Below are 22,184 nucleotides of genomic sequence, written 5' to 3' on the forward strand. Positions count from 1 at the left end.
AGAGGGGAGTCACCACGTGGAAGGCTTGTAATCCTTGAGGAACTTGCCGTAGACGTGGACGCCGGTGTTGAGGCCCGCGAACAAGGGGTCGAGGATGCGGGCGGCGCCGTCGACGGCGTCGAGCGGGGGCTGGAAATCGTGCACGGCCTGCTTGCGCTGGGAGAGCGCGGCCGGGTCCTCGTCGGTGACCCAGCCCGTGTCCACCGCGTTCATCCAGATGCCGTCCTTGGCGTAGTCCGGGGCCGAGGTGAGCGTCATCATGTTGAGCGCGGCCTTGGCCATGTTGGTGTGCGGGTGCTTGTCGGTCTTGGTCCCGCGGGAGAAGATGCCTTCCATCGCCGAGACGTTGACGACGTGGACCTCGCGCGTGCCGGCCTTGAGCATGAGCGGCTTGAGCCGCGCCGCCAGGACGAAAGGGGCCACGGCGTTGATGAGCAGGACCTCGAGGAGCTCGGGCGTCGGGACGTCGGCCAGCGCCATGCGCCAGGTGTTCGTGACCCGCAGGTCCACCTGCTGGAGGTCCGCGTCGAGCTTCCCCGCCGGGAAGATGTCCCGTCCCGTGATGTGGTCGTCGTAGGTCATGCGGACCTGCGAGAGCCGCGCCGATTCCTTCATCCCGAGTCCGACGGCGCCGCCGTCCCAGGAGGTGAGCGCGCGGGTGTCCCGCGCGTCCTCCCGGCCGGGGCCGCCGAGCAGCGAGACGCACTCGTAGTGCCCCGACAGGATCGCGCGCTCGGACTCCGAGAGCCCGTTCCATGAGAGCGCCTCGCGCTCGAGGAGGTGCTGGTAGAAGGCGACCGGCCGGCGCACCGTCTGGGCCGCGTTGCTCAGGAGGGCGTCGAGGCGGGTCTCGGTCTTCAGCAGGTAGCGGGCGAAGACCTCGACGCTCGGCGAGTGCCGGAGGTCGAGGCCGAAGACGCGCAGGCGAGCGAGCCAGTCCTTCGCGTCGGGCTCGGCCGCGTAGCGCGCCGCGGCGTCGTGCGGAAAGCGGGTCGAGACGATGACGCGGGCCCCCGCGCGCAGGAGCTTGAGGCCCGCCTGGTAGCCGATCTTGAGGCGGGCGCCGGTGATGTAGGCCGTCCGGCCGCCCAGGTCCGCGCTCTGGAAGCGCTTGGCGTAGTTGAACTCGGCGCACTCGGGGCACATGTTGTCGTAGAAGTGGTGGAGGCGCGCGTACTGCGCCTTGCAGACGTAGCAGGCCTGCGGGACGTTGAGCGTCGCGGAGGGCGTCTCGGGCGCCGGGAGGGCCTTCTGCGGGGCCGTGAAGACGGAGGCGGTGCGGGCCTCGCGGATGCCGGTGGAGGCGCGCGCGGCCCGGTCTTCCTGGCGGGCGATGCGGTGGCGGAGCTTGCGCACCGACTTCGCCGTCTGGATGCGCTCGAGCTTGGAGGGCCGCGAGAGGCGGCCGGCGGCCTTCATGAGGCGGCGGCGCTCCTCGGCCGGGACCTCCACGAAGAGGCGCGGGTCGGCGATGAGCCCCTCGAGGGTCTCCACGCAGCGGCGGAATTCTTCGATGGACGGGCTCTTCGACGGGCTCTTAGAGGAGTGCGGGAGCCCTCCCGCGTCGGTCTTCACACGTACATTGTACCACGAGGCGGGAATCCCCGTCGGTGATTCCCGCCTCGTCATCTTAGGTCACAATCAGTAGTGGTCTAGTTTCGAGGGGAGACGTCGCCCGAAGGGAAGCCCCGCAGGGCTTTCGCTCCGCGGGGCTTCCAAGGCCGTCCTGGGCTTCGTTGGGTGCTCCTAGTAGATCCAGCCCGGCGCCACATCATTATCCGAGATCGTGCGACGCGGCCTCCTCGGCCGGTCTTCGATGACCTCGGGGGTCTTCTTCTCGATCTCGCGGATGTCCTCGCGCTCGGGCATGCTCTCGATGAAGGGACGCGGGGCGACCTCGCGCTTGCGCTGCGAGACGCGGCCGAAGCGCCAGGTCACGCTGAAGCGGTGGACGTCCCCGAGGGCCTCGCTGAGCGCCCAGGCGTAGTCGAAGCGCAGGCCCTGCCAGAGCACGCCGAAGCCGAAGGTCAGGCCGGCGGCGTCGCGGTTGAGCTGGTAGCCGATGCGCGCGGAGTAGGTCCGCATCGCGGAATATTCGATGCCCAGGTTGGCGTGCCATTCCTTCTCGTGGTAGAGCCAGTCGCCGTCCCCGGAGAAGAGGAGGGCCTGGTTGGGCGGGTTCGTGTAGGCGTCGAGCGGCAGGACCCAGGCCGCTCCGCCGCGGAAGGTCAGGGGGAGCGGGTCCCCCTCCTCGATGAACTTCATCTCGCTGCCGAAGTTCTGCGCGGCCGCGCCGAGCGTGAGGCGGTAGTCGGGGATCTTCACCAGGTAGCCCGCGTCGCCCGCGAAGGCGCTCGCGGAGTACTGCTCGGCGAGCGTCGAGCGGATGTACTTCCCCGCGAAACCGAAGTAATGGTTCATCTCGAGGGCGCGTCCCCCGCGTTCGTTCTCCAGGGTGGTCTCCAGGAGCCGCTCGGAGTACGCCAGCTGTCCCACGAAGTCTCCTCCCGCGCTGATGCTCCGGGAGTCGCGCAGGGAGCCGTCGGGGTTGGTGCGGTTGACCTCGATGGTCCCGTTCTGCGCGAAGAGCATGGAGCCGCCCATGCTCGCGTAGCCGTTGCCGAGGAGGCCGGAGAGCGGAAGGGGGCTGACGAGGGAGATGTGCTCGACGTTCTGGTCCACGAAGCCCTTCATGTAGTCGAAGGAGAGCTCGCGGTGGTCGAGCAGGCTGAGCCCGGCGGGATTGAAGAGGAGAGCGGAGGCATCGTCGGAGACCGCCGTGAACGCCGAACCCATGCCGGCGGCGCGGGCGGAGGTGTTGAGCTGGAGGATGGGCGCCGCGGTGACCCCGGCATTTTCGCCGGCGGATGCGGCCGCCGGCGAAAGGAGTGCGCAGAAGGAGAGGAGCAGGCTGCAGAGCAGCCCTGCCGGGACGAAACCCCAAAAATTTCGCGCAGCGAAATTTTTGCTCATTTGACCACGACCACCTTCTGGATCTTGGTGATGCCGGGCGCCTCGAGATGGAGCAGATAGATGCCGCTGGCCACGCGGATCCCGGAGAGGTTGGAGCCGTCCCAGTCGACCGAGCCCTTGCCCGCCGGCCGGTCCTCGTCGATGAGCGTGCGCACCAGCGAGCCCGCCATCGTGAAGAGGCGCAGCCGCACGTGCCCGGCGTCGGTGGACTCGTACTTGAGCGTCGCCTTCTCCCCCCGCGCGGGGTTGAAGACGTTGTTCCACGCCGTGAAGGAGGCCCGCTGGGCCGTGAGGTGGAGCTCGGGCGAGAGGCCCAGCGACTGCGAGTGGCCCAGGGGGTTCACGCCGAAGACCTCGAGGTGCACCGAGCCCACCGCCGGGAAGCGGTCGGAGAAGCCCGGGACCAGGCGCAGCGTGCCGGTGATGGTCCCCATGCTCCCGGACGACGAGACGAAGGCGAGGTACGGGACTCCCGCGCCGTTGGTCTCCGTCTGCGGGACGACGTTGAGGGCGTGGTCGCGGAACCGGGCGTAGGAGAACCCGTAGTTCTGCGACTGCACGAAGCTCGCGACCTTGACCCGGAAGCCGACGAGGTCGTTGTCGAAGGAGGCGGCGACGACGCTGGAGTCGACCGGCCCCGTGCGCGAGTAATCGGCGCTGAGGGAGTAGAAGAGCGTCGAGTTCGTCACGTCGTTGGAGGCGTAGTCGGCGGGCGCGGCGGCGACCATGACGTAGTACTGGCCGGCGGCGGGCGCGGAATAGGTGAGCCGGACCTGCGAACTGGTGGTGAGGCAGGGGTTCAGCGGGTCGTTGGGGCAGTTGCCCGAGAGCGTCGGATTGATGTCGATGGAGGGCAGGGCCTCCGCGAGCAGGTTGAACCTGCTGTCGAGCAGCGTCATGCCGTACGCGTAGTAGCTCCCGGGCTGCGAGGGGCTTGCGGGCAGCGAGAGGGTCAGGGACATCGGCCCGGGGGCGGCGGCGATCGCGTAGTAGTCGAGGTCCGCGGCGGGATAGATGCGTCCGTGCAGGAGGGTGGCCGTGGAGACGTCGGTCGCCGACTGGACGCCGTCGTTGGGCTCGTAGGAGTCCCCGCCGTCGCGCGCGGGAGACTCGACGATCCCGTGCGCGGAGAACTGGGCGGTGATGGGCCCGTTGGCGACGTTGTCGCCTCCGCAGGCGGGCGCGAGCGTCGAGGCGTGATAGCTCGTCTGGAGCATCGCCTCGAGGAAGTCGCGGAAGCTGTCGGGGTAGAAGAAGAGGGAGCGGAAGACGAGGCGGTCGGAGCACTTGCGGCCGTTCGTCGCTCCGAGCGAGCCGATGAGGGCCTGACGGATCTCCCAGAGGGCCTGGCTGAGGATGAGGCTGTCGTCGTGGACCTCCCCGGCCCAGTGGGTCGGGAAGACGCGCAGCGAGCCGCCGGGCTTCGTGTAATCGAGCTCGCGCAGAGCGCCTTCGCCGCCGAAGGCGCCCGAGGTGTACTTGCCGATGGCGCTGTAGGCCAGGTCGCTGGCGGGGAAGTAGTCGGAGAGGGCCTCGGAGATCGCGCCGTTCTGGCCGAAGTTCAGCACGGGGTAGATCTGGTCGACCACGAAGTGGACGTATTCGTGGCGGATGACGCTCCCGTCGGTCGCGAAGCCGTTGGCCACGTCTCCGAAGTAGAGGGACTGCTGGAGCGGGTCGTAGAAGGCGTTGGCGAGGTTCGGGCCGACGCGGGCCATCGCGACGATGGGCTTGCTGATCCAGGTCGAGGTCGAGGAGTTCGGCCCGGCCATGAAGTAATCGTGCGCCTTGTTGATGTGATAGAAGATGTTGATCTCGTCGCGCGTGCCGTCGTAGGTCTGGAGGTTCGTCCAGGTGTAGGTGGAGGTGGTGTTCTCGGAGACGGTCGGCGCGTTGACGAGGCAGAGATAAGAGGAGATGCCGACGTCGTAGCCGTACTGCGTGCCGGCCTCGTTGGTCCTGAGCCGGATCTGCAGCGAGCGGCCGGGGACGGCGGTCCCGCGGAAGGCGCCCTTCGACCCGACGTAGGCCGCGACCGCGTTCCCGGAGACGGGGTCCACGACCTCGACCTGGTCGTCGTCGGAGATGTCCCCCTCCGGCGTGAGCACGCCGACCTGGAACGCGCTGAAGACGGGGAGGACCTTCACGGGGTCCCGGCCTCCCGGGCAGACCCCCGCGCTGGCGTTGATGGTGGCGGTGGTGATGGAGTTGTCGGCGTAGGGGTGCGCCGAGCCGACGGGCGTCCCCTGGGTGGCCCAGACGCCCGCGCCGTTGTCGTAATGCGCGGCGGGGACCGTGTAGTTCGCGACGCTGGCGTAGGGGCCCTGGAGCTGGGAGAACACCTTTCCCGGGGTCGCGCTGCAGAAGAAGCCCGCGCTGTCGGTGAGAGCGGAGGTCGCGGCGTTGCCCACGTAGACGCGCTGATGGGCGATGGGCCGGGTCACCTTGGTCGGCGAGGGCCAGGTGACGGGGTCGTACTCATAGACCTCGCCGCTCACCGTCCCCGAGGCCATGCAGACCTGGTGGCGCAGGTCGTCGTAGCGGAAGAGGATCCTCCCGTCGCGCGCATCCACATAATAGAACCAGCGGCCGCCGGCGCCCTCCAGGCGGAACTTCCACGCGAGGGCGAGCTCCCCGGTGTCCCGGCGCGGATAGAAGACGAGACGGCCGCCGCGCGGCGTCGGGCCTCCGATGCCGAGGTCGGCGGCGGCGGCGGCGGCGGCGGCCGATTCGGGGATCGTCGGGGCGGAGTCCAGCGGCCCCACGCGGCGGAAGCCGTTCTGCAGGGAGAGGATGTTGCCGTCCGCGTCGACGTGGACCTTGATCCGGGAGAACTCGACCGGGAGCCCCGCGTGGACCTGCACGAAGAGCAGATGGGTGTACCCCCCGTCGGTGCGCGCGAGCTCGAGGCGGAGCTCCCCGGGGTCGATGCCGAGGGCCTCGCGGCTCTTCAGCAGGAAGGTCTCCGCGACCTGCCGGGCGGCCGGGAGCACGGTCCCCCCCCCGGCGGCCGCGGCGCGCATGGCGCCCGCGTTGCCTCCGCGGTTCTCCGAGTTGAAGCGCTGGAGCGCCCGGCGCCCGGCCGCGGCCCGGTTGAGCTCGTCGCCCGTGGGGAGCTCGGGGACGTCGAGTCCGAAGCGGCGGGCCTCGGCGCGGGCATCCGGCCGCGCGGCCCCCGCGCCGAGCGGCAGTAGGAGCACGAGGAGGGCGCAGAGAGGGAGTCTCACGGGGCCCTCGCGGGGGCGGGTCGGGCGACGATCTTCAGGAGGGCCGCGGCCGCGCGGACCCGCACGCGGGCCTCGCGGTCGTCAAGGCCGGCCTCGAGGACGCTCGAGGCATCCTTGCTCGCGATGAGCTCGAGGACCTCGACGGCGAGCATGCGGGCGTCGACGTCGGTCTGGGAGAGGGCGCGCTGGGCGAGGAGGACGCCCTCGCTCGCGCCGTGGCGCGCGAGCGCCGCCGTCGCGAGGAGCTCGACGTGGGTGTTCGAGGTCGCGCGCGCCTCCTCGAGAGCCTTCACGGGCCCGTCTCCGGGCAGGAGGCCGAGGGCCTCGACCGCCTTCGCGCGGACGAGCTCGTCGGGGTCCTTGGCCCCGCCCACGAGCGCCTCGAGGGCCTCGGGATCCTGGGTCAGCCCGAGGCTGTGCATGACGGCGGCGCGCACGCGAGGGTCCTTGTCGGCGGAGAGCGGAAGGAGGAGCGAGGAGACCCGCGGCGAGGGGACTTCCCCGAGGACCGCGGCCGCGCGGGCGCGCACCCCGGGATCCTCGTCGGAGAGGGCTTCGGCGAGTCGGTCGAGCTCCCGGGTCTCGCCGAGCAGGCCGAGGGCGAGGAGCGCGGCGTCGCGCACGCCGCCGTCGCGGTCGTCTCGGAGCCGGTCGAGCATCTTCTTGAGCGGGGCCGGGCGGATCTCCGCGAGGACGCGGATGGCCGTCGCGCGGACCTTGTTGCGGGCGGCCGACTTCATCTCCTCGGCGGCGGCGAAGGGGTCCTCGTCCTTCTCGGCGCCCTTGGCCGCGGGAGCGGGAGGGACTTTGGCCTTCACGGCGGGGGCCGCGCCGCGCAGGGCGACCACGAAGAGGGGCTTGACGCCCGCGTCGTCTCCCAGCGCGTGGAGCGCGGCGGCGGCGCTCACCCGGACGGCGTCGGAAGGGTCCTCGAGCAGCGGCAGCAGCAGCTTCACCGCGGCCGGGTTCCCGAGGCGTCCCCACTGCTCGGCGGCGAGCGCCCGCACGTCGGGGTCGGTCGCGGAGAGGCCGGCCGTGAGAGCGGCGAAGGCGCGCTTCCCGATCGGGGGCGCGGAGACCTCTGCGGCCTTCAGGGGCAGAGCGAGGAGCAGGAGCAGGGCCGTTGCGGGCACGCCATACTTTAGCCGCGCGCGGTTGCGAAAAGATTTCGTACTTGGGGTCTGCGATCCCCTGGCGGCGATCGCAGAGGGCTCGCGGGAGAGCGGAAGCTCCTTCAAGAAACACCTCCGGCGATTCCGGATCGGCGGAGTCCGGAATCGCCGGGCCGGAATCGCCGGAAAGGGGTGCGCCCGGCAGGAATCGAACCTGCACCAGCGGTTCCGAAGACCGCTACTCTATCCGTTGAGCTACGGGCGCGTTCTGCTCCGTCGGGTATTGTAGGTTCCCCCCGACGGGCTGTCAACCACCCCGGTCGACCTCCGCGGCCCCGCTTGAAAGGCCGCCGGGAATCTGATTGACTCTGTTCGCGCGCGTACGCGCGAACGGCATGGCCTCCACCGACCTCGGCCGCATCCTCCGCAGAAGCGGCGTCTACGCCCGCAACGGCGTCGGCTTCGGCGGAGCGCTGCTCAAGCACTCCCTGGTCCCCCTCTCCCTGCTCCGCGACGTCCTCCCCTCGCGGGGGCTTCTGCTCGACGCCGGCTGCGGAGAGGGGATGCTCGCGGGGCTCCTCGCCGACGCCCTCCCCGGCCTGCGCGTGCTCGGCGTGGACCGGGACGCCGCGCGCGTCGCGCTCGCCGCGAAGAGCGCCCCCCCCAACGCCTCCTTCGAGGCGGGAGACTTCCTCGGCTGCGCGCACGGAGGAGCGGCGGCGGTGCTCTTCAACGACGTCCTCCACCACCATCCCGACGACCGGCAGAAGGAGCTGCTCCTCAAGGCGGCCGCGGCCCTGGAGCCCGGCGGGATCCTCGTCGTCAAGGAGGTCGACGCGCGCGACCGCGCCGACCGCGTCTGGACCTCGTTCTGGGACGCCTGGCTCTATCCGCAGGACGTCCTGAACTTCCGCGACGGGGCGGCCTGGCGAGCGCTCCTGCACGCGTGCGGCTTCGCGCTCCTGCGCGTCGAGCGCGTGCGCCATCCCTGGCCGGCCTCGCGGACCGTCTTCGTCTGCCGCCGCCGCATGTCCGTCGCGCCTCTGCGGGCGGCGCCGGGCGCGGCGAAGGTCCTCGTCACCGGCGCGACGGGCTTCATCGGCGCCCATCTCGCGCGCCTCCTCCTCGCCGAGGGGCTCGGCGGACGGCCGGCCGATCCTCTGCTTCTCGTGCGCGACCGCTCGCGCCTGAGCGACGAGCTCTCCGGCTGCCGGGTCCTCGAGGGCGACCTCGAATCCCTGCCCGCGCGCCGCGCGGAGCTCGAGGGCGTCGAGGCGGTCTTCCATCTCGCGGCCGACAAGGATTTCTTCGGCGGGGAGCGCGTCTACGAGAACAACGTCCGCGGCATGCGTGCGCTCATCTCGGCGCTCGCCGGACTCTCCAGCCTGCGCCGCGTCCTCTTCGCCAGCTCTTTCGGCGCCGTCGACCGACCCGCGGCGGACGAGTGCCGCGTCCCCGTCGACGAGGACGCGCCTTCCCATGCGACGAGCGCGTACGGGCGCGCGAAGTCCGACGGCGAGCGGCTCCTGCGCGAGAGCGGCCTCCCCTTCACCGTGCTGCGCATCCCCTGGTGCTACGGCGCGGGCATGTCCCCCCTCACGCACGTGCGCAAGCTCTCGGCGATGGCGGCGGCCGGCTCCCCGGCCGCGCGCATCGACTGGCCCGGTCGGCTCAGCCTCGTCGAGACCTCGGAGTGCGCGCGCGCCTTCCGCTTCCTCGCCTCCGAGCCGAAGGCCGAGGGCGGCGTGTTCTTCATCAGCGACGGGGAGCCGGTCCGCTTCGGGACGCTCTTTCGCGACATGTCGACGGCGGCCGGCGGGCCGGGCGGCTCCCTCACGCTGCCGGAGCCGCTCGCGCGGCTGGGGCGTCCGCTGCGCGCGCTGCTCCCCTTCACCCTGCGCAGCCTCTTCCTCGACGTCTTCACGGTCTCCGACGCCCGCCTGCGCGCGCTCGGCTTCGCGGCCGCCCCGCGCGGTCCGGAGTATCTCCTGCCGATGCTGCGCTCGGCCGCGCTGGAGCTCCGGCCCGGACGCGCGCGCGAGCGCGCGCTCGTGACCGGCGCCGCTTCCGGCATCGGCCGCGCGCTCGCCGTCCGCCTGTGCGCCTCCGGCCGCGAGGTCGTGCTGCTCGACCGCGACCCGCGCGTGCGGGAGCTGGCGGAGCGTCTGCCCGGCGCGCGCGCCGTCCTCGCCGACCTCGCGGAGCCCTCCGGCCTCGCGGCCGCGCGCCGCGAGGCGGAGGATCCCGACACGGGGATCGTCGTCAACTGCGCCGGCGTCGGACTGCGCGCGGACGTCGGCCGCTCGCCCGAAGGGAGCCTCGAGCGCCTCCTGGCCGTCAACGCGGGAGCGCTCACCGCCCTGAGCGAGGCCGCGATGCGGAACTTCCGCGCCGCGGGCGAGGGCGTCCTCGTGAACTTCGCCTCCTCGGCCGCCTTCCAGCCCCTGGCGGGGATGGCCGCCTACTCGGCGAGCAAGGCGTACGCGCTGCTCTTCAGCGAGGCGCTCGCCGAGGAGGACCTCCCCCCCGGCGTGCGCGTCGTGACGGTCTGCCCCGGCGGGACGGCCACGAACTTCCAGGCGAGCGCCGGGGTGAAGGTCGTTCCCGGCGAGAAGCTGCTCGCGCCCGAGGCGGTCGCCGACCGCGTGATGCGGGCGCTCGAGGCGGGCCGCTCCGAGACGCTCTTCGTCGGAGGGCGCACGTTCGCGATGTCCCTGCTCGCCCGCGTCCTTCCGCGCTCGTACAGCGCGCGGCTTTGGAAGCGCATGATGGACGCGTCCCGGTAAGGCGAACCGTTCGGTTACCTTCTTCCCCCCTCCCGCGAACCCGCGCGCATAGACCGCAAGACTCCCCAGCCGTGCCCGGAAGTCTCGGGACGCCCGGCGCGCGCGGGGCTATGCTGTGGGTGTAGGGCCTCGGTGCCCGTGCGTGGAGCACGCGGAATCCTTCACCGGGGCCTTACTCTTTCTGAAAATCCGGCGCCCATATTCTTGCGACGGACTTGGGGGCGCCGGATTTTCAGACGTTAAGACAAGTTATTCCAGGCATCGAGTTCCCGATGAAACGCTGTGATTATTAGGGACTCGATGGTGGGAACAACTGAGCTTAGAGAGCGGAAAATCCCCTCAGGGGATTTCCCGCTAGTCGAGGAGGCGGGCGACGCTGAAGGTCCAGACGGCGGCGGCCGCGCCGCCGCAGAAGAGGAGCAGCATGGGGAAGATCCCGGCGTAGGACGCGAAGCCCGACGGGAGGACGTACGCCTTGCCGAAAGCGGCCTCGTAGGCGCTCGTCGCCGTGAGGCCCGCGCCCATCCCGGCCGCGAGCGTCAGGAAGACGCCGCTGAAGGACCCCTTCCAGAGCGGGGCGGCGAAGCCGATGACGGCGCCCATCCAGAGAGGGATGAAGAGGTGCGGGCCGCAGTCGCGCCAGACGCTCGGCCATGCGACGAACGACGCCGCCATGGGGCCCCAGGCCAGCGCGGCGCCCGCGAGGGCTCCGGCAGAGGCCCCGGCCAGCGTCCCGACGAAGATCCTGCGGAGCGTGAGCATGATGGTCCCCCTCAGCTTCTGCGGACGCGATAGAGCGTGATCGCCCGCTCTCCGGCGCCCGTCTCGAACGCCTTCTCGAGCGGAAGCTTCCCCGACGCGGGGAAGCCCTTCCCGATGAACTGACGCTCGAAGGGGCCGATCCAGACGAAGTCCACGCGGTAGGGCTTCTCCAGCGGCTTCGCGGCCGCCTCGGCCCAGAGCGCCTGCACCCTGTCGTCGAGCGTCTCGTGGAAGTAGAAGGTCTTCACGAGCCTGCAGGCCGGGAAGCTCCGCGTGTCCATGAGGCGGCGGTCGGGGAAGAAGTAGGGGTCGACGCAGTCCTTCTTGAAGCGCCGGGAGTCGGCTCCGAGCAGGCGCAGCCCCTCCTGCACGCGGCGGGTGCTCTCGAGGAGCGGCAGGTCCGAGATGTGGGCGACGGTCTCGCTGAAGCCGACCTTCGACGGGGTGAAGGCCGGGACGAGGAGGTTCACCTCGGGGTCCAGCGAGAGGACGACGCTGTCGAGCGGGGCCTCGCGCTCGAGCCAGCGCAGCGCCGCGTCGTGCTCCTTCGGCAGGCCCTGGAACGGGTAGTGGATGGCCGCGTAGCCGACGCCCTGGATGAAGGCGAGGACGCAGCACAGGCCCGCCGCCGGCAGCCACGCGCGGCTCTCGGCCCAGCGGCGCGGCAGCCAGGAGAGGAGCAGCAGGAAGAGCAGGACGTTGGCGAAGTAGCTCCAGTGGTCCCAGCCGATGGAGACTCCGGTGAGGAGCTGGGAGTTCTGGATGAGGAAGACCGCGGCGAGCAGGCAGCCGAGGAGCGTCTGGGCGGGCCGCTTCGCCCAGCGCCAGGCCGCGAGCGCGCCGAGGAGGTAGGGCAGGCTCAGCGGGTAGAGCTGCCGACCGAAGCTCCCCTTCGAGCGCATCACGAGCTCGGGGTCGGGCGGATAGTTCACGAGGGCGTACGGGAGGGCGACGAGCGCGGCGAGGACGAGGCCGGCGGCCAGCGGCTTCAGGAGGCGCGTGCGCGCGTGAGCGAGCGTGAAGAGGGCGGCGCCCAGCAGGACCGTGCTCCCCACGTCGAGCCGGAAGTAGGGCGTGAGGCCCGCGAAGAGTCCGGCGGCGAGCGCCCAGCGCCGGCGGGAGGATTCGGCCGCGCGCGTCCAGAGCAGGGCGGCGAGGAAGAGCACGACGTAGGTCACGCCCGGGCGCGGGAGGCGCTGGAGCCCTTCGGTGCGGCCCGCCGAGAGGAGCGTCCAGGCTCCGCGCGCGAGGGCCTTGAGCGGCGGCCCCGAGAGGTCGAGCATCCAGACCCCGCAGAGGGTCAGGGCGTAGCTGAAGGTCACGACGAAGACGGCGCAGAAGAGCGCGAGCGGCTCGGCCGCGCCCAGCGCGAGGGCGAGGCGGCGCACGAGCCAGAACCAGAGCAGCGCGCAGAGGACGCGCACGAGGAGCCACGCGCGATTGATGTCGCCGACCGCGCGCAGGACCAGCCCCATGGCATGGTAGGAGAGTCCGTCGGCGGCGAGCACGCGGCGGCTGCGGTTCTCGAGGATGAAGGGGTCGTAGGGGAGCAGGCGCTCCGAGGCCTCGCGCACGCGCGCGGCGTAGACGAGCTCGTCGCCCTGGTTCTCGGTCCCGTAGAGGCCGAGGAGGGTGGCGCGGCCGTCGTTGGCCCAGGCGGAGGCCTCCGCGGGGTAGTGGGCCTGCCAGGCGTGCCGGAACGCGCCGGAGAGCGCGTAGGGCGCGCAGAGCGCCGCGGCCGCGGCCAGCGCCCAGAGCGAGAGTCTCCATCGTGTCATTTGACCACCATCAGGACGGTGTTCCAACAGAAGCGCCCGAGCCAGGGGAAGGCGTCGAGGATGCGGTCGTCGAGCCGCTTGAGCGGGAGGAAGATCCGCTCGTAGCGCGGGGCCTCCACGAGGACGCGCTTCCAGTAGCGGGTCCTGCTCGGGGAGAGCCGTTCGAAGAGGAAGAAATGGATGAACAGGTAGAGGGAGGTCAGCCAGAACTCCCGGTGCTCGGCGCCCGGGAAGAGCGCGCGCACGGCCGCCATGTCCGACATGCGCAGAGGCCGCTCGTCGGGAGTGCGGGTCTCCTTCGCGAGCGCGCGGTAGACCCCGATGAGCGGGTTGTGCGAGAGCGGCTCGACGAAAGCGGCCTTCCCGCCCGGCTTCAGGACGCGGCGGACTTCGCGCAGGGCCGGCTCGAGCTGGACGTGATGGAGGACGCCGTTGCCGAAGACGAGGTCGAAGTGCGCGTCGGGGAAAGGGAGCTTCTCGGCGGGAGCGAGCGCCGTGCTCAGGCGGACGCCGCGGCGCTCGGCCAGCCGTTCGGCGACGCGCAGCATCTCCGGGGACACGTCCGAGGCGACGACCTCGGCGCCCTGGAGGGCGAAGTAGACCGAGCTCTCTCCGGCTCCGCAGCCGAGGTCGAGGAGACGCTTCCCGCGTACCGGCGAAAGATGCTCGTAGGCGCGGCGGTTCTCGACGGCGGTGGCGGCCTCGAAGGATTCCAGCACGGGCAGGGCGTCGAGCTCGATGGAGCGCGCCCAGCGGTCGTGGAACTCGGCCTCGCGGCGGACGCGTCCCTCGTCGACGCTCATGGAGCCCTCACGCGGCCCTCGCGCAGGCGCTCCTCGGCGTACTCCTTCATGAGCTCGGCGCGGCCCTTCGGGTCCTCCCAGCGGAGGATGACGGGATTGTTCCCCTCTTCGGGATGCGCCCGCAGGTCGTAGACCTCGGGATGGGCCTCGCGGATCCCCCGCGCGAGGGCGAGGAGCTCGTCGGCGCTCACGGGCCGGATGCTCTTGCGCTCCGCCTTGAAGTTCAGGAGGAAGCGCTCCCAGAGCGCCTGCGGGTCGCGCACCGAGATGGTCATCTCCGGGTAGCTCCCGTAATGGCAGCCGCCGCAGGGGCCCGTCTGGGCCGCGACGCGCTCGCGGAAGGCGCGGCTGCGGAAGACCTCCGGGAAGTCCGGGTCGAGGAGGCTCACCCGCTCCCCTTTGAGGCGATGGTCGCAGCAGACCGCGAAGTCTCCGTTGGGCCGCACCGCGAAGTAGAGGTGCGGGCTGTCGCACACCCCGTCCTTGCGCCAGGTCGGCGTCCCCGTGCGGATGAAGTTCTGCGCGCTTCGCAGGAAGGTGAAGGAGTCGAAGAGGAGGAAGCCCTCGCGCTTCATCGCGTAGAGGCGCTCGAAGACGGCGTCGAGCGCCGGGAGGTCCTCGGGGCGGAAGTTGAAGCGCGCGTCGTAGGAGCGGAAGCCCATCGGCAGGTCGGGCCGCGTGATGTGCACGGGGACCAGCGAGAGGTGCCAGCCGATGCGGGTCGCGAACTCGAGGAGATGCGGGATCTCGCGGAAGTTGTAGCGCGAGAGGACGCAGCCGAAGCTGCAGATCGAGCCCTTCGTCGGGAAGATCCTCGAGATGTCGGCGACCGTGCGCAGGGCCGGCTCCCAGGAGCCCGGGACGCTGTTGATGTAGTCCTGCTTGTCGGGGTAGAGGGAGTCGAGCGAGACGTTGATGTCGCGCGCGCCCGCGTCGACGCAGGCCTTCAGCCGCTCGGGGGTCGCCATCCGCATCCCGTTGGTCTGGAGGCGCACGTCGAGGCCGCGCTCGCGGAAGACCCGGACCATGTCGGGGAGGTCGGGGCGCAGGAACGGCTCCCCCCCCGTCAGGAGCACGACGCCGGCGCCGACGGCGCGCAGGTTGTCGGCGATGCGGCGCACGCCGTCGAGGTCCGCCTCGGGCGCGTCGGCGTTCGCCTCGACGATGTTGCACTGCCGGCACATCAGGTTGCAGCGCGAGTCGATGTAGTACTGGATGTAGAAGGGCGCGTCCTTGGTGAGGACGGCCCGCAGCATCGAGAGCTTGGTCTGGAAGGAGAACACGTCAGCGCGGTTCTGGGCGCGGCTCGGAGTCGTCGAGCACGTAGAGCGGGCGCCGCTTGGACTCCTCGTAGAGGCGGCCGAGGTACTCCCCGATGATGCCGAGGCAGATGAGCTGGACGCCGCCCAGGAAGAAGATGGCGACGATCGCGGCGGTGGTGCCGGGCGGGAGCGGCGGGAAGCCGACGAAGTCCGGGAAGAGCTTGTAGACGAGGAAGTACACGATGGAGAGGAGGCTCACGAGCGAGGCGCTGAAGCCGAGGTAGGTCGCCAGGCGCAGCGGCTTCTCGGAGAAGGAGACGATCGCGTCGAGCGCGAAGCGCAGCATCTTGTGCAGGGGGTACTTGGTCTCGCCGGCGAAGCGCGCCTCGCGGCGGTAGGTCACCGAGCCCTGGCGGAAGCCGAGCCAGCTGGCCAGGCCGCGCACGTAGCGGTGGCGCTCGCGCATCGCGTTGAGCTCCTTGTACGCCCGGCGGCTGAGGAGGCGGAAGTCTCCGGCGTCCACCGGCAGGTCGACGTCGGTCATGGAGCGCAGGAGCCGGTAGAAGAGCCCCGCGGTCGCGCGCTTGAAGAAGGATTCGCTCTCGCGCTGAGAGCGCACCGCATAGACCACGTCGAAGCCCTCGCGCCAGCGCGCGACCATGTCGCGGAGGGTCTCGGGCGGGTCCTGGAGGTCCGCGTCGATGACGACGGCCGCGTCGCCGACGGCGTGGTCGAGTCCGGCGGTGATGGCGATCTGGTGCCCGAAGTTTCGCGAGAAGCGCAGCACGCGCACGCGCGGGTCGCGCTCGCGCAGGCCCGCGAGGACCGCGGCGGTCGCGTCGCGGCTTCCGTCGTCGACGAAGAGGATCTCCGCCTCGAGGCCCAGACCCTCGAGCGCCGCCGAGAGCCGGCGGTGGAACTCGGGAAGGACCTCCTGCTCGTTGTACGCGGGGACGACGACCGAAAGCTTCTCCATGCGCGGGATTATAGCCATCTTCGCGCGCGCACGCCAGCGCGCCGCCCGCGTACGCGCGCGGAACTTCAAGGTACCCTTAGTATATCCATGGGAATTTTCCTACAATAGCGGCGCTGTTCGGGGACGAGCAGGCATTCCCACGGAGGATTCGATGGGCGGACATTCCCACTGGGCCGGCATCAAGCACAAGAAGGCGCTGGTCGACGCGAAGCGCGGCAAGGTCTGGACCCGCATCGTGCGCGAGATCACGATCGCGGCCAAGATCGGCGGCGGCAGCCCCGAGGGCAACCCCCGCCTGCGCAAGGCCGTCGACGACGCCCGGGCGGCGAACATGCCGGCCGAGAACGTCAAGCGCGCCATCCAGAAGGGCACCGGCGAGTTGCCGGGCTCGACGTTCGAGGAGCTCTCCTACGAGGGCTACGCCCCCGGCGGCGTCGCCATCCTCGCCGACGGCACCACCGACAACCGCAACCGCTCCACCAACGAGGTCCGCAAGATCTTCGAGAACAACGGCGGCAGCATGGGCCAGTCCGGCTGCGTCGCCTTCCTTTTCGAGAAGAAGGGCCTCATCGCCGTCCCCCGCTCGAAGACCTCCGAGGACGACCTCATGTCCCTGGTCCTCGACCTCGGCGCCGAGGACATGAAGTCCGACGACTCCGAGGTCTTCGAGGTCGTGACCCCGCCGCAGGACTTCCAGGCCGTGCTCGACGGCCTCAAGGCCAAGGGCCTCACGCCGGAGTCCGCCGAGATCACGATGCTCGCCAAGACGCGCGTCCCCGTCGGCGCCGACCTGGCCCCGAAGGTCCTCGCGCTGATGGAGGGCCTCGACGCGCACGACGACGTCTCGCACGTCTACGCGAACTTCGACATCCCCGACAGCGTCCTCGACGCCCTCGCCAAGTAAGCGGATGCGCGTCCTCGGCGTGGACCCGGGCATGGCGGACACGGGCTGGGCCCTCCTCGAGGGCGAGCGCGGGGGCGCCCCTTCGCTGCGCGCGAGCGGCCTCATCCGGACCCCCGCGTCGGCCGCGCTGACCTCCCGTCTGCGCACGATCCACCAGGACCTCCTCGAGGTCCTGCGCATCGGCCGCCCGGAGGTCGTCGCCATCGAGGAGATGTTCTTCGTCAAAGCCGCCTCCAGCGTCCGCGCGACCCTTCAGGCCCGCGGCGTCATCCTCCTCGCCGCCGAGCTCTACGGCGCGCCCGTGCGGGAGTACAACCCCCGGCAGGTGAAGTCGGCCCTCACGGGCTCCGGCTCCGCCGAGAAGGCCCAGATGCAGCGCATGGTGAGCTCGGCCCTGCGCCTCGACGCGGTCCTGCGGCCCGACGACGTCGCGGACGCCGCCGCCATCGCGCTCTGCCACCTGCGCAGCGCGCGCATGCAGGGGATGCGCGTGCTCGACCGGATCGGAGGCGGACGGAAGTGATCGCCTTCCTGCGCGGCCGCGTGCTCGAACGCTCGGCGGAGAGGGTCGTCCTCGACGCGGGCGGCGTCGGCTACGAGGTCTGCGTCAACGGCGCGACCTCCGCGCGCCTGAGCGGGGAGGGCGGCGAGGCCGCGCTCCACGTCGTCGAGAGCGCGGCGCTCTACGGCGGGACCGTCACCCTCTACGGCTTCCTCGAGCGCGAGGAGAAGGAGCTCTTCCTCTGTCTCAAGGAGAACGTCCCCGGGACGGGGGCGAAGAAGGCGCTCGAGTACCTCGACAAGGCCTCGCGCTCCCTGCCGGACTTCCACCGCGCCGTCCTCGAGGGCGACGCGAAAGTCCTCTCCGCCGTCTTCGGCTTCACCCGCAAGACCGCCGAGAAGCTCCTCGCCGGCCTCAAGGGCAAGCTCGGCGGCATCGAGGTCCGCGGGCCCGAACGGGTCCTGCGCGCGGGGCGCGCGGAGGCCGGGACGCTCTCCCGCGCCGTCGAGGCGCTCTCCGCGCTCGGCTACAAGCCTTCGGAATCCGCGCCCGCCGTGGAGTCCATCGCCCGCGAGCTCGGCGGACGCGAAGCGAGCGTCGAGGAGATCCTGCGCATGGCCCTCAAACGCCTGTGACCATCGAACGCAACCCCGTGCTCGACGGAGCGCCGCAGCCCGAGGAGGAGCGCGTCGACCTGGCCCTGCGGCCGAAGACGCTCGACGAGTTCACCGGCCAGGACAAGCTCAAGGAGAACCTCAAGGTCTTCATCGAGGCCGCGCGGCGGCGCAAGGAGCCGCTCGACCACGCGCTCTTCTACTCCCCCCCGGGTCTGGGCAAGACGACGCTGGCCTCGATCCTCGCCCGCGAGATGGGCGTGAACATGCGCATGACCGCGGGCCCCGTGCTCGAGCGCGTCGGCGACCTCGCGGCCCTCCTCACCGACCTCTCCGAAGGGGACGTCCTCTTCATCGACGAGATCCACCGTCTCAACCGGCTCGTCGAGGAGGCCCTCTACCCGGTGATGGAGGACTTCACCTTCTACATCACGACCGGCAAGGGCCCGGCCGCCTCCACCGTCCGCCTCGCGGTCCCGCGCTTCACCCTCGTCGGCGCGACAACGCGCGCCGGCCTGCTCACCGGTCCCCTGCGCGACCGCTTCGGCATCATCGGCCAGCTCGTCTTCTACTCGCTGCCCGAGCTCACCTCCATCGTGCGCCGCTCGGCGAAGCTCCTCGGCATCCGCGCCGACGCGGACGGGGCCGAGGAGATCGCGCGCCGCAGCCGCGGGACCCCGCGCATCGCCAACCGCCTCCTGCGGCGCGTGCGCGACTTCGCCGAGGTCAAGGGCGACGGGGTCATCCGGCTCGACTCCGCCCGCGGCGCCCTCGAGTCCCTCGAGGTCGACGCCACCGGCCTCGACGCGATGGACCGGCGCCTCCTGCGCACGCTCATCGAGAAGTTCTCCGGGGGTCCGGTCGGCGTGGAGACCCTCGCGGTCGCGGTCTCCGAGCAGGTCGACACGCTCACGGACGTGGTCGAGCCCTACCTCATCCAGGCGGGCTTCCTCCAGCACACCCCCCGCGGCCGCGTCGCCACCAAGCGCGCCTTCGAGCACCTCGGCGTCCCCCTCCCGAAGCGGGCCGGCGACCTGTTCCTGTGAAGCGCGCCGCGCTCAAAGGAGTCCTGGCGCTGCTCCTCCTCCTCCATTGTTTCGGCGCGGACGCCTCGTCCGGCCCGGCCGCCCCGAGCGCGGCGCTCGAGAGGGTCAGCCGCTCCATCGTCCAGATCGGCCTCTTCAGCCGCGTCAAGAAGGCCGTGCTGCGTCCCGAGGCGCCGTTCGTCGCGACGGATCAGAGCGACGGCCGCTCCCATCCCCTCCCGCAAGGGCGGGCCTTCGAGGTGCGCGCCTCCCGGGGCGGCGGCGTCCGGCTCGGGGACATGTCCCTGGGCGGCATCGTGCGCCTCACGCCGAAGAACCCCGGCGGCAGCGTGCTCGTCGGCACGCGGCGCTACCGCGGGAACCTCCTCCTCAAGCCGGGAGAGGGCGGGACGGTGACCGTCGTCAACGAACTCGGCCTCGAGGAGTACCTCTACGGCGTCCTCCCCCGGGAGATGAGCCCCGACTGGCCGCTCGAAGCCCTCAAGGCGCAGGCCGTCGTCGCCCGCACCTGGGCGCTCAACAACCTCGGGAAGTACGCCGAGCTCGGCTACGACCTCACCGACGACGACCGCTCCCAGGTCTACAGCGGGCTCGACGTCGAGGACGAGCGCGCGCGCCGGGCCGTCCGCGAGACCGCGGGCCAGACCCTCTCCTGGAAAGGCGCGCCCCTCAACGTCTTCTTCCACTCCTGCTGCGGCGGGCACACCGCGCCGGCGACCGCGGTCTGGGGCGGCGAGGAGAAGCCGCCGAAGCCCCTGCGCGGGGTCCGCGACCGCTGGTGCGCCGACTCCCCGCACGCGCGTTGGACCGCCTACTTCACCGACGACACGATCCTGGAAGCCCTGCAGGGCCGCGGCATGATGGGGGCGCGTCTCGAGCGCATCGCCCCCGGAGAGCGCGACGGTTCCGGCCATCTCAAGGAGATCCGCCTGCGCGTGGACGGGCGCTCCTTCACGGTCCGCGCGGGGGACCTGCGCTCCTGGCTCGGGGCGGCGGACATCAAGAGCTCCCAGATCTGGCGCATCGTCCGACGCCGCCACGGCTGGGAGTTCGTCGGCCGCGGCTACGGCCACGGCGTCGGCCTCTGCCAGTGGGGCGCGCGGGCCATGGCCGACGACGCCAAGAGCTACCGCAAGATCCTCTCCCACTACTTCCCGGGGGCGGACATCGTCGTGCGCGACGAGCTGCGATGACGGATTCCTTCCGTCTCGCCGATTACGATTTCGCGTTCCCCGAGACCGCCGTCGCCTCGGCCCCGGCGGAGCCCCGCGACTCCTCGCGCCTGCTCGTCCTCGACCGCCGCCTCGGGACGCTCGAGCACGCGCGCTTCTCCGAACTCGGGCGCTGGCTGCGCGCCGGGGACTGCCTCGTCCTCAACCGCACCCGCGTCGTGCCCGCGCGCCTCGTCGGAGCCAAGCCGAGCGGCGGGCGCGTCGAGCTCCTCCTCCTCAAGGAGCTCTCCCCCGGGACCTGGACCGCGCTCGCCTCGCGCGTGAAGGCCGGAGGGACGATCCTTCTCGACGGCGCCGAGGCCTTCGTCGAGGCCGTCGCCGACGACGGGGAGTGCCTTCTGCGCTTCTCGACGACGGACGTGCGCGGGCTCATGGCCCGGCTCGGCACCGCGCCCCTGCCGCCCTACATCCTCAAGACGCGGCGCTCGGCCGGGGCCCCGGACGCCGCTCCCTGCGACCTCGCGCGCTACCAGACCGTCTATGCGGACTCCGACGGCTCGGTGGCCGCCCCGACCGCCGGCCTCCACTTCACCCCGGAGCTCCTCGAGCGCCTGCGCGGGAGCGGCGTGCGCGTCGCGGAGCTCGTCCTGCACGTGGGACGGGGGACCTTCAAGCCCGTCGTCGCCGAGGACGTACGCGAGCACGCGATGCTGCCCGAGGAGTTCGAGGTCCCGGCGCCGAGCGCCGAGCTCCTCGCGCGCACGCGCGCCGAAGGCGGCCGCGTCGTCGCCGTCGGCACCACCGCCACCCGGACCCTCGAGACCCTCGCGCGCGCGCCCGGGACCCTGCGCGGCAGCACCGCCCTCTTCATCCGGCCCGGCCACGAGTTCAAAGGGGTCGACGCCCTGCTCACGAACTTCCACCTCCCCCGCTCGACGCCGCTGCTGCTCGCCTGCGCCTTCGCCGGGCGCGAGCGGATCCTCGACGCCTACCGCGAAGCGCTCGCGAAGGGCTACCGCCTCTTCTCCTACGGCGATTCGAACCTGGTCCTATGAGCGAGCCCTGCTTCACCGAGACCGCGAAGGACCCCTCGAGCCGCGCGCGCTGCGGGCTCCTGCGCACGCCCCACGGGGAGGTCGAGACCCCCGTCTTCATGCCCGTCGCCACCCAGGGCACCGTGAAGGCGCTCGCCGCCGACGACCTCGACGGGCTCGGCGCGAAGGCCATCCTCGCCAACTCCTATCACCTCTACCTGCGGCCCGGGGCCGAGACCGTCGAGAGCGCCGGAGGCCTGCACCGCTTCATGGACTACGGCGGCGCCATCCTCACCGACTCGGGCGGCTTCCAGGTCTTCAGCCTCTCCCCCCTGCGCAAGGTCACCGAGGAAGGAGTGACCTTCGCCTCCCACCACGACGGCTCGAAGCACGTCCTGACCCCGGAGAGCGTCATCGCGCTGCAGGCGCGGCTCGGCTCCGACATCTGGACGGCCCTCGACGAGTGCGTGCCCTGGCCCTGCGAGGACTCCGCCGCGCGCGAGGCCCTGCGCCGCACCCAGCGCTGGGCCGAGGCGTCCAAGGAGGCCGTCCGCCGCGAGCGCGAGCGCGGCAAGCGGTCTCTCTTCTTCCCCATCCTCCAGGGCGGGATGGTCCCCGAGCTGCGGCGCGCGGCCGCGGAGCATCTGCTCTCGCTGGAGCCCGACGGCTTCTGCCTCGGCGGCTTCTCGGTGGGCGAGGACAAGTCCCGGACCTGGGACATCCTCGAGACCTCCACGGCCGCCCTGCCGGGGGAGAAGGCCCGCTACCTCATGGGGATGGGCGCGGCCGAGGACCTCTGGGAGGCCGTCTCCCGGGGAGTCGACATGATGGACTGCGTCTGGCCGACGCGCAACGCGCGCAACGGGCGCGTCTTCACCCGCACGGGCTGGATGAACATCAAGAACGCCCAGTTCCGGCGCGACGAGCGGCCCATCGAGGAGGGCTGCCCCTGCCTCGCCTGCCGCCGTCACACGCGGGCCTACCTCTGCCACCTCTACCGCTGCGAGGAGCTCTCCGTCTACCGCCTCCTCACCCTCCACAACCTGCACTTCACCCTCGGGCTCATGCGCGAGATCCGCGAGAGCATCCGCGCCGGGCGCTTCTCCGAGGCCCGCCGCGACTTCCTGTCGCGCTATCGCCAGGCCCCCGAAGTCCCCCCCGCTTAGCCCCCCTCCGGGCCGTCATTTCTCCTTCCCCCACCTTATTTGGTAAGATTCCGGCGCAACAGTCGTC

The 22,184-nt window shown here is 71.3% G+C and carries 17 protein-coding genes and 1 tRNA gene; 8 read left to right on the forward strand and 10 right to left on the reverse strand.

Features of this window, described 5'->3' with window-relative positions; all coding sequences use genetic code 11:
• Nucleotides 1-9: 9 nt before the first annotated feature.
• The 5 genes from WC969_03805 to WC969_03825 all read right to left on the reverse strand — a co-directional run bounded on the left by WC969_03805 (nucleotide 10) and on the right by WC969_03825 (nucleotide 7,577).
• Nucleotides 10-1,575: an SDR family NAD(P)-dependent oxidoreductase gene (locus WC969_03805; protein MFA6028962.1), complete on the reverse strand. Its 1,566-nt coding sequence runs from the start codon at nucleotides 1,573-1,575 to the stop codon at nucleotides 10-12.
• Nucleotides 1,576-1,746: 171 nt separating this feature from the next.
• Nucleotides 1,747-2,973 carry a PorV/PorQ family protein gene (locus WC969_03810; GenBank protein MFA6028963.1) on the reverse strand — a complete coding sequence of 409 codons (1,227 nt, stop codon included), beginning with the start codon at nucleotides 2,971-2,973 and terminating at the stop codon, nucleotides 1,747-1,749.
• Entirely contained in the window at nucleotides 2,970-6,200 is a 3,231-nt protein-coding gene (locus WC969_03815; protein MFA6028964.1) for a FlgD immunoglobulin-like domain containing protein, read from the reverse strand. The genes WC969_03810 and WC969_03815 overlap by 4 nt, the downstream gene beginning before the upstream one ends.
• On the reverse strand, nucleotides 6,197-7,333 hold the full coding sequence (locus WC969_03820; protein ID MFA6028965.1) for a HEAT repeat domain-containing protein: 1,137 nt from the start codon (nucleotides 7,331-7,333) through the stop codon (nucleotides 6,197-6,199). The genes WC969_03815 and WC969_03820 overlap by 4 nt, the downstream gene beginning before the upstream one ends.
• Nucleotides 7,334-7,505: 172 nt before the next feature.
• Nucleotides 7,506-7,577: transfer RNA gene (locus tag WC969_03825), tRNA-Arg, on the reverse strand.
• A gap of 130 nt (nucleotides 7,578-7,707) precedes the next feature.
• On the opposite strand from WC969_03825, the gene WC969_03830 reads away from it, so the two are divergent.
• Nucleotides 7,708-10,098 carry an SDR family NAD(P)-dependent oxidoreductase gene (locus tag WC969_03830; protein MFA6028966.1) on the forward strand — a complete coding sequence of 797 codons (2,391 nt, stop codon included), beginning with the start codon at nucleotides 7,708-7,710 and terminating at the stop codon, nucleotides 10,096-10,098.
• 354 nt (nucleotides 10,099-10,452) lie between these two features.
• On the opposite strand, the gene WC969_03835 is transcribed toward WC969_03830, so the two are convergent.
• Genes WC969_03835 through WC969_03855 form a run of 5 tightly spaced genes read right to left on the reverse strand, consistent with a single transcriptional unit; the run spans nucleotide 10,453 to nucleotide 15,679 of the window.
• A complete protein-coding gene (locus tag WC969_03835; protein ID MFA6028967.1) occupies nucleotides 10,453-10,860 on the reverse strand; it encodes a hypothetical protein in 408 nt (135 codons plus the stop codon).
• 11 nt (nucleotides 10,861-10,871) lie between these two features.
• Nucleotides 10,872-12,638, reverse strand: a complete 1,767-nt coding sequence (locus tag WC969_03840) for a hypothetical protein (protein ID MFA6028968.1) — start codon at nucleotides 12,636-12,638, stop codon at nucleotides 10,872-10,874.
• Nucleotides 12,635-13,441 carry a class I SAM-dependent methyltransferase gene (locus WC969_03845; protein ID MFA6028969.1) on the reverse strand — a complete coding sequence of 269 codons (807 nt, stop codon included), beginning with the start codon at nucleotides 13,439-13,441 and terminating at the stop codon, nucleotides 12,635-12,637. Before WC969_03845 ends, WC969_03840 begins: the two co-directional genes overlap by 4 nt.
• Nucleotides 13,438-14,724 (reverse strand): radical SAM protein, encoded by a 1,287-nt coding sequence (locus WC969_03850; GenBank protein ID MFA6028970.1) that lies wholly within the window; start codon nucleotides 14,722-14,724, stop codon nucleotides 13,438-13,440. Before WC969_03850 ends, WC969_03845 begins: the two co-directional genes overlap by 4 nt.
• A 1-nt stretch (nucleotide 14,725) precedes the next feature.
• Nucleotides 14,726-15,679 carry a glycosyltransferase family 2 protein gene (locus WC969_03855; protein MFA6028971.1) on the reverse strand — a complete coding sequence of 318 codons (954 nt, stop codon included), beginning with the start codon at nucleotides 15,677-15,679 and terminating at the stop codon, nucleotides 14,726-14,728.
• Between the two features lie 151 nt (nucleotides 15,680-15,830).
• On the opposite strand from WC969_03855, the gene WC969_03860 reads away from it, so the two are divergent.
• Genes WC969_03860 through tgt form a run of 7 tightly spaced genes read left to right on the forward strand, consistent with a single transcriptional unit; the run spans nucleotide 15,831 to nucleotide 22,117 of the window.
• The gene (locus WC969_03860; GenBank protein MFA6028972.1) at nucleotides 15,831-16,583 is read left to right on the forward strand and encodes a YebC/PmpR family DNA-binding transcriptional regulator; all 753 of its coding nucleotides are present in this window, start codon (nucleotides 15,831-15,833) and stop codon (nucleotides 16,581-16,583) included.
• Between the two features lie 4 nt (nucleotides 16,584-16,587).
• The gene (gene ruvC / locus WC969_03865; protein ID MFA6028973.1) at nucleotides 16,588-17,106 is read left to right on the forward strand and encodes a crossover junction endodeoxyribonuclease RuvC; all 519 of its coding nucleotides are present in this window, start codon (nucleotides 16,588-16,590) and stop codon (nucleotides 17,104-17,106) included.
• Entirely contained in the window at nucleotides 17,103-17,720 is a 618-nt protein-coding gene (gene ruvA, locus WC969_03870) for a Holliday junction branch migration protein RuvA (GenBank protein ID MFA6028974.1), read from the forward strand. The genes ruvC and ruvA overlap by 4 nt, the downstream gene beginning before the upstream one ends.
• Nucleotides 17,717-18,745: a Holliday junction branch migration DNA helicase RuvB gene (gene ruvB / locus WC969_03875; protein ID MFA6028975.1), complete on the forward strand. Its 1,029-nt coding sequence runs from the start codon at nucleotides 17,717-17,719 to the stop codon at nucleotides 18,743-18,745. Before ruvA ends, ruvB begins: the two co-directional genes overlap by 4 nt.
• Nucleotides 18,742-19,938 carry a SpoIID/LytB domain-containing protein gene (locus WC969_03880; protein ID MFA6028976.1) on the forward strand — a complete coding sequence of 399 codons (1,197 nt, stop codon included), beginning with the start codon at nucleotides 18,742-18,744 and terminating at the stop codon, nucleotides 19,936-19,938. Before ruvB ends, WC969_03880 begins: the two co-directional genes overlap by 4 nt.
• Nucleotides 19,935-20,972 carry a tRNA preQ1(34) S-adenosylmethionine ribosyltransferase-isomerase QueA gene (queA, locus tag WC969_03885; protein MFA6028977.1) on the forward strand — a complete coding sequence of 346 codons (1,038 nt, stop codon included), beginning with the start codon at nucleotides 19,935-19,937 and terminating at the stop codon, nucleotides 20,970-20,972. Before WC969_03880 ends, queA begins: the two co-directional genes overlap by 4 nt.
• Entirely contained in the window at nucleotides 20,969-22,117 is a 1,149-nt protein-coding gene (tgt, locus tag WC969_03890; GenBank protein MFA6028978.1) for a tRNA guanosine(34) transglycosylase Tgt, read from the forward strand. Before queA ends, tgt begins: the two co-directional genes overlap by 4 nt.
• Nucleotides 22,118-22,184 lie beyond the last annotated feature (67 nt).

Source organism: Elusimicrobiota bacterium, assembly GCA_041660925.1.
GTDB lineage: Bacteria > Elusimicrobiota > Elusimicrobia > UBA1565 > UBA1565 > JBAZUV01.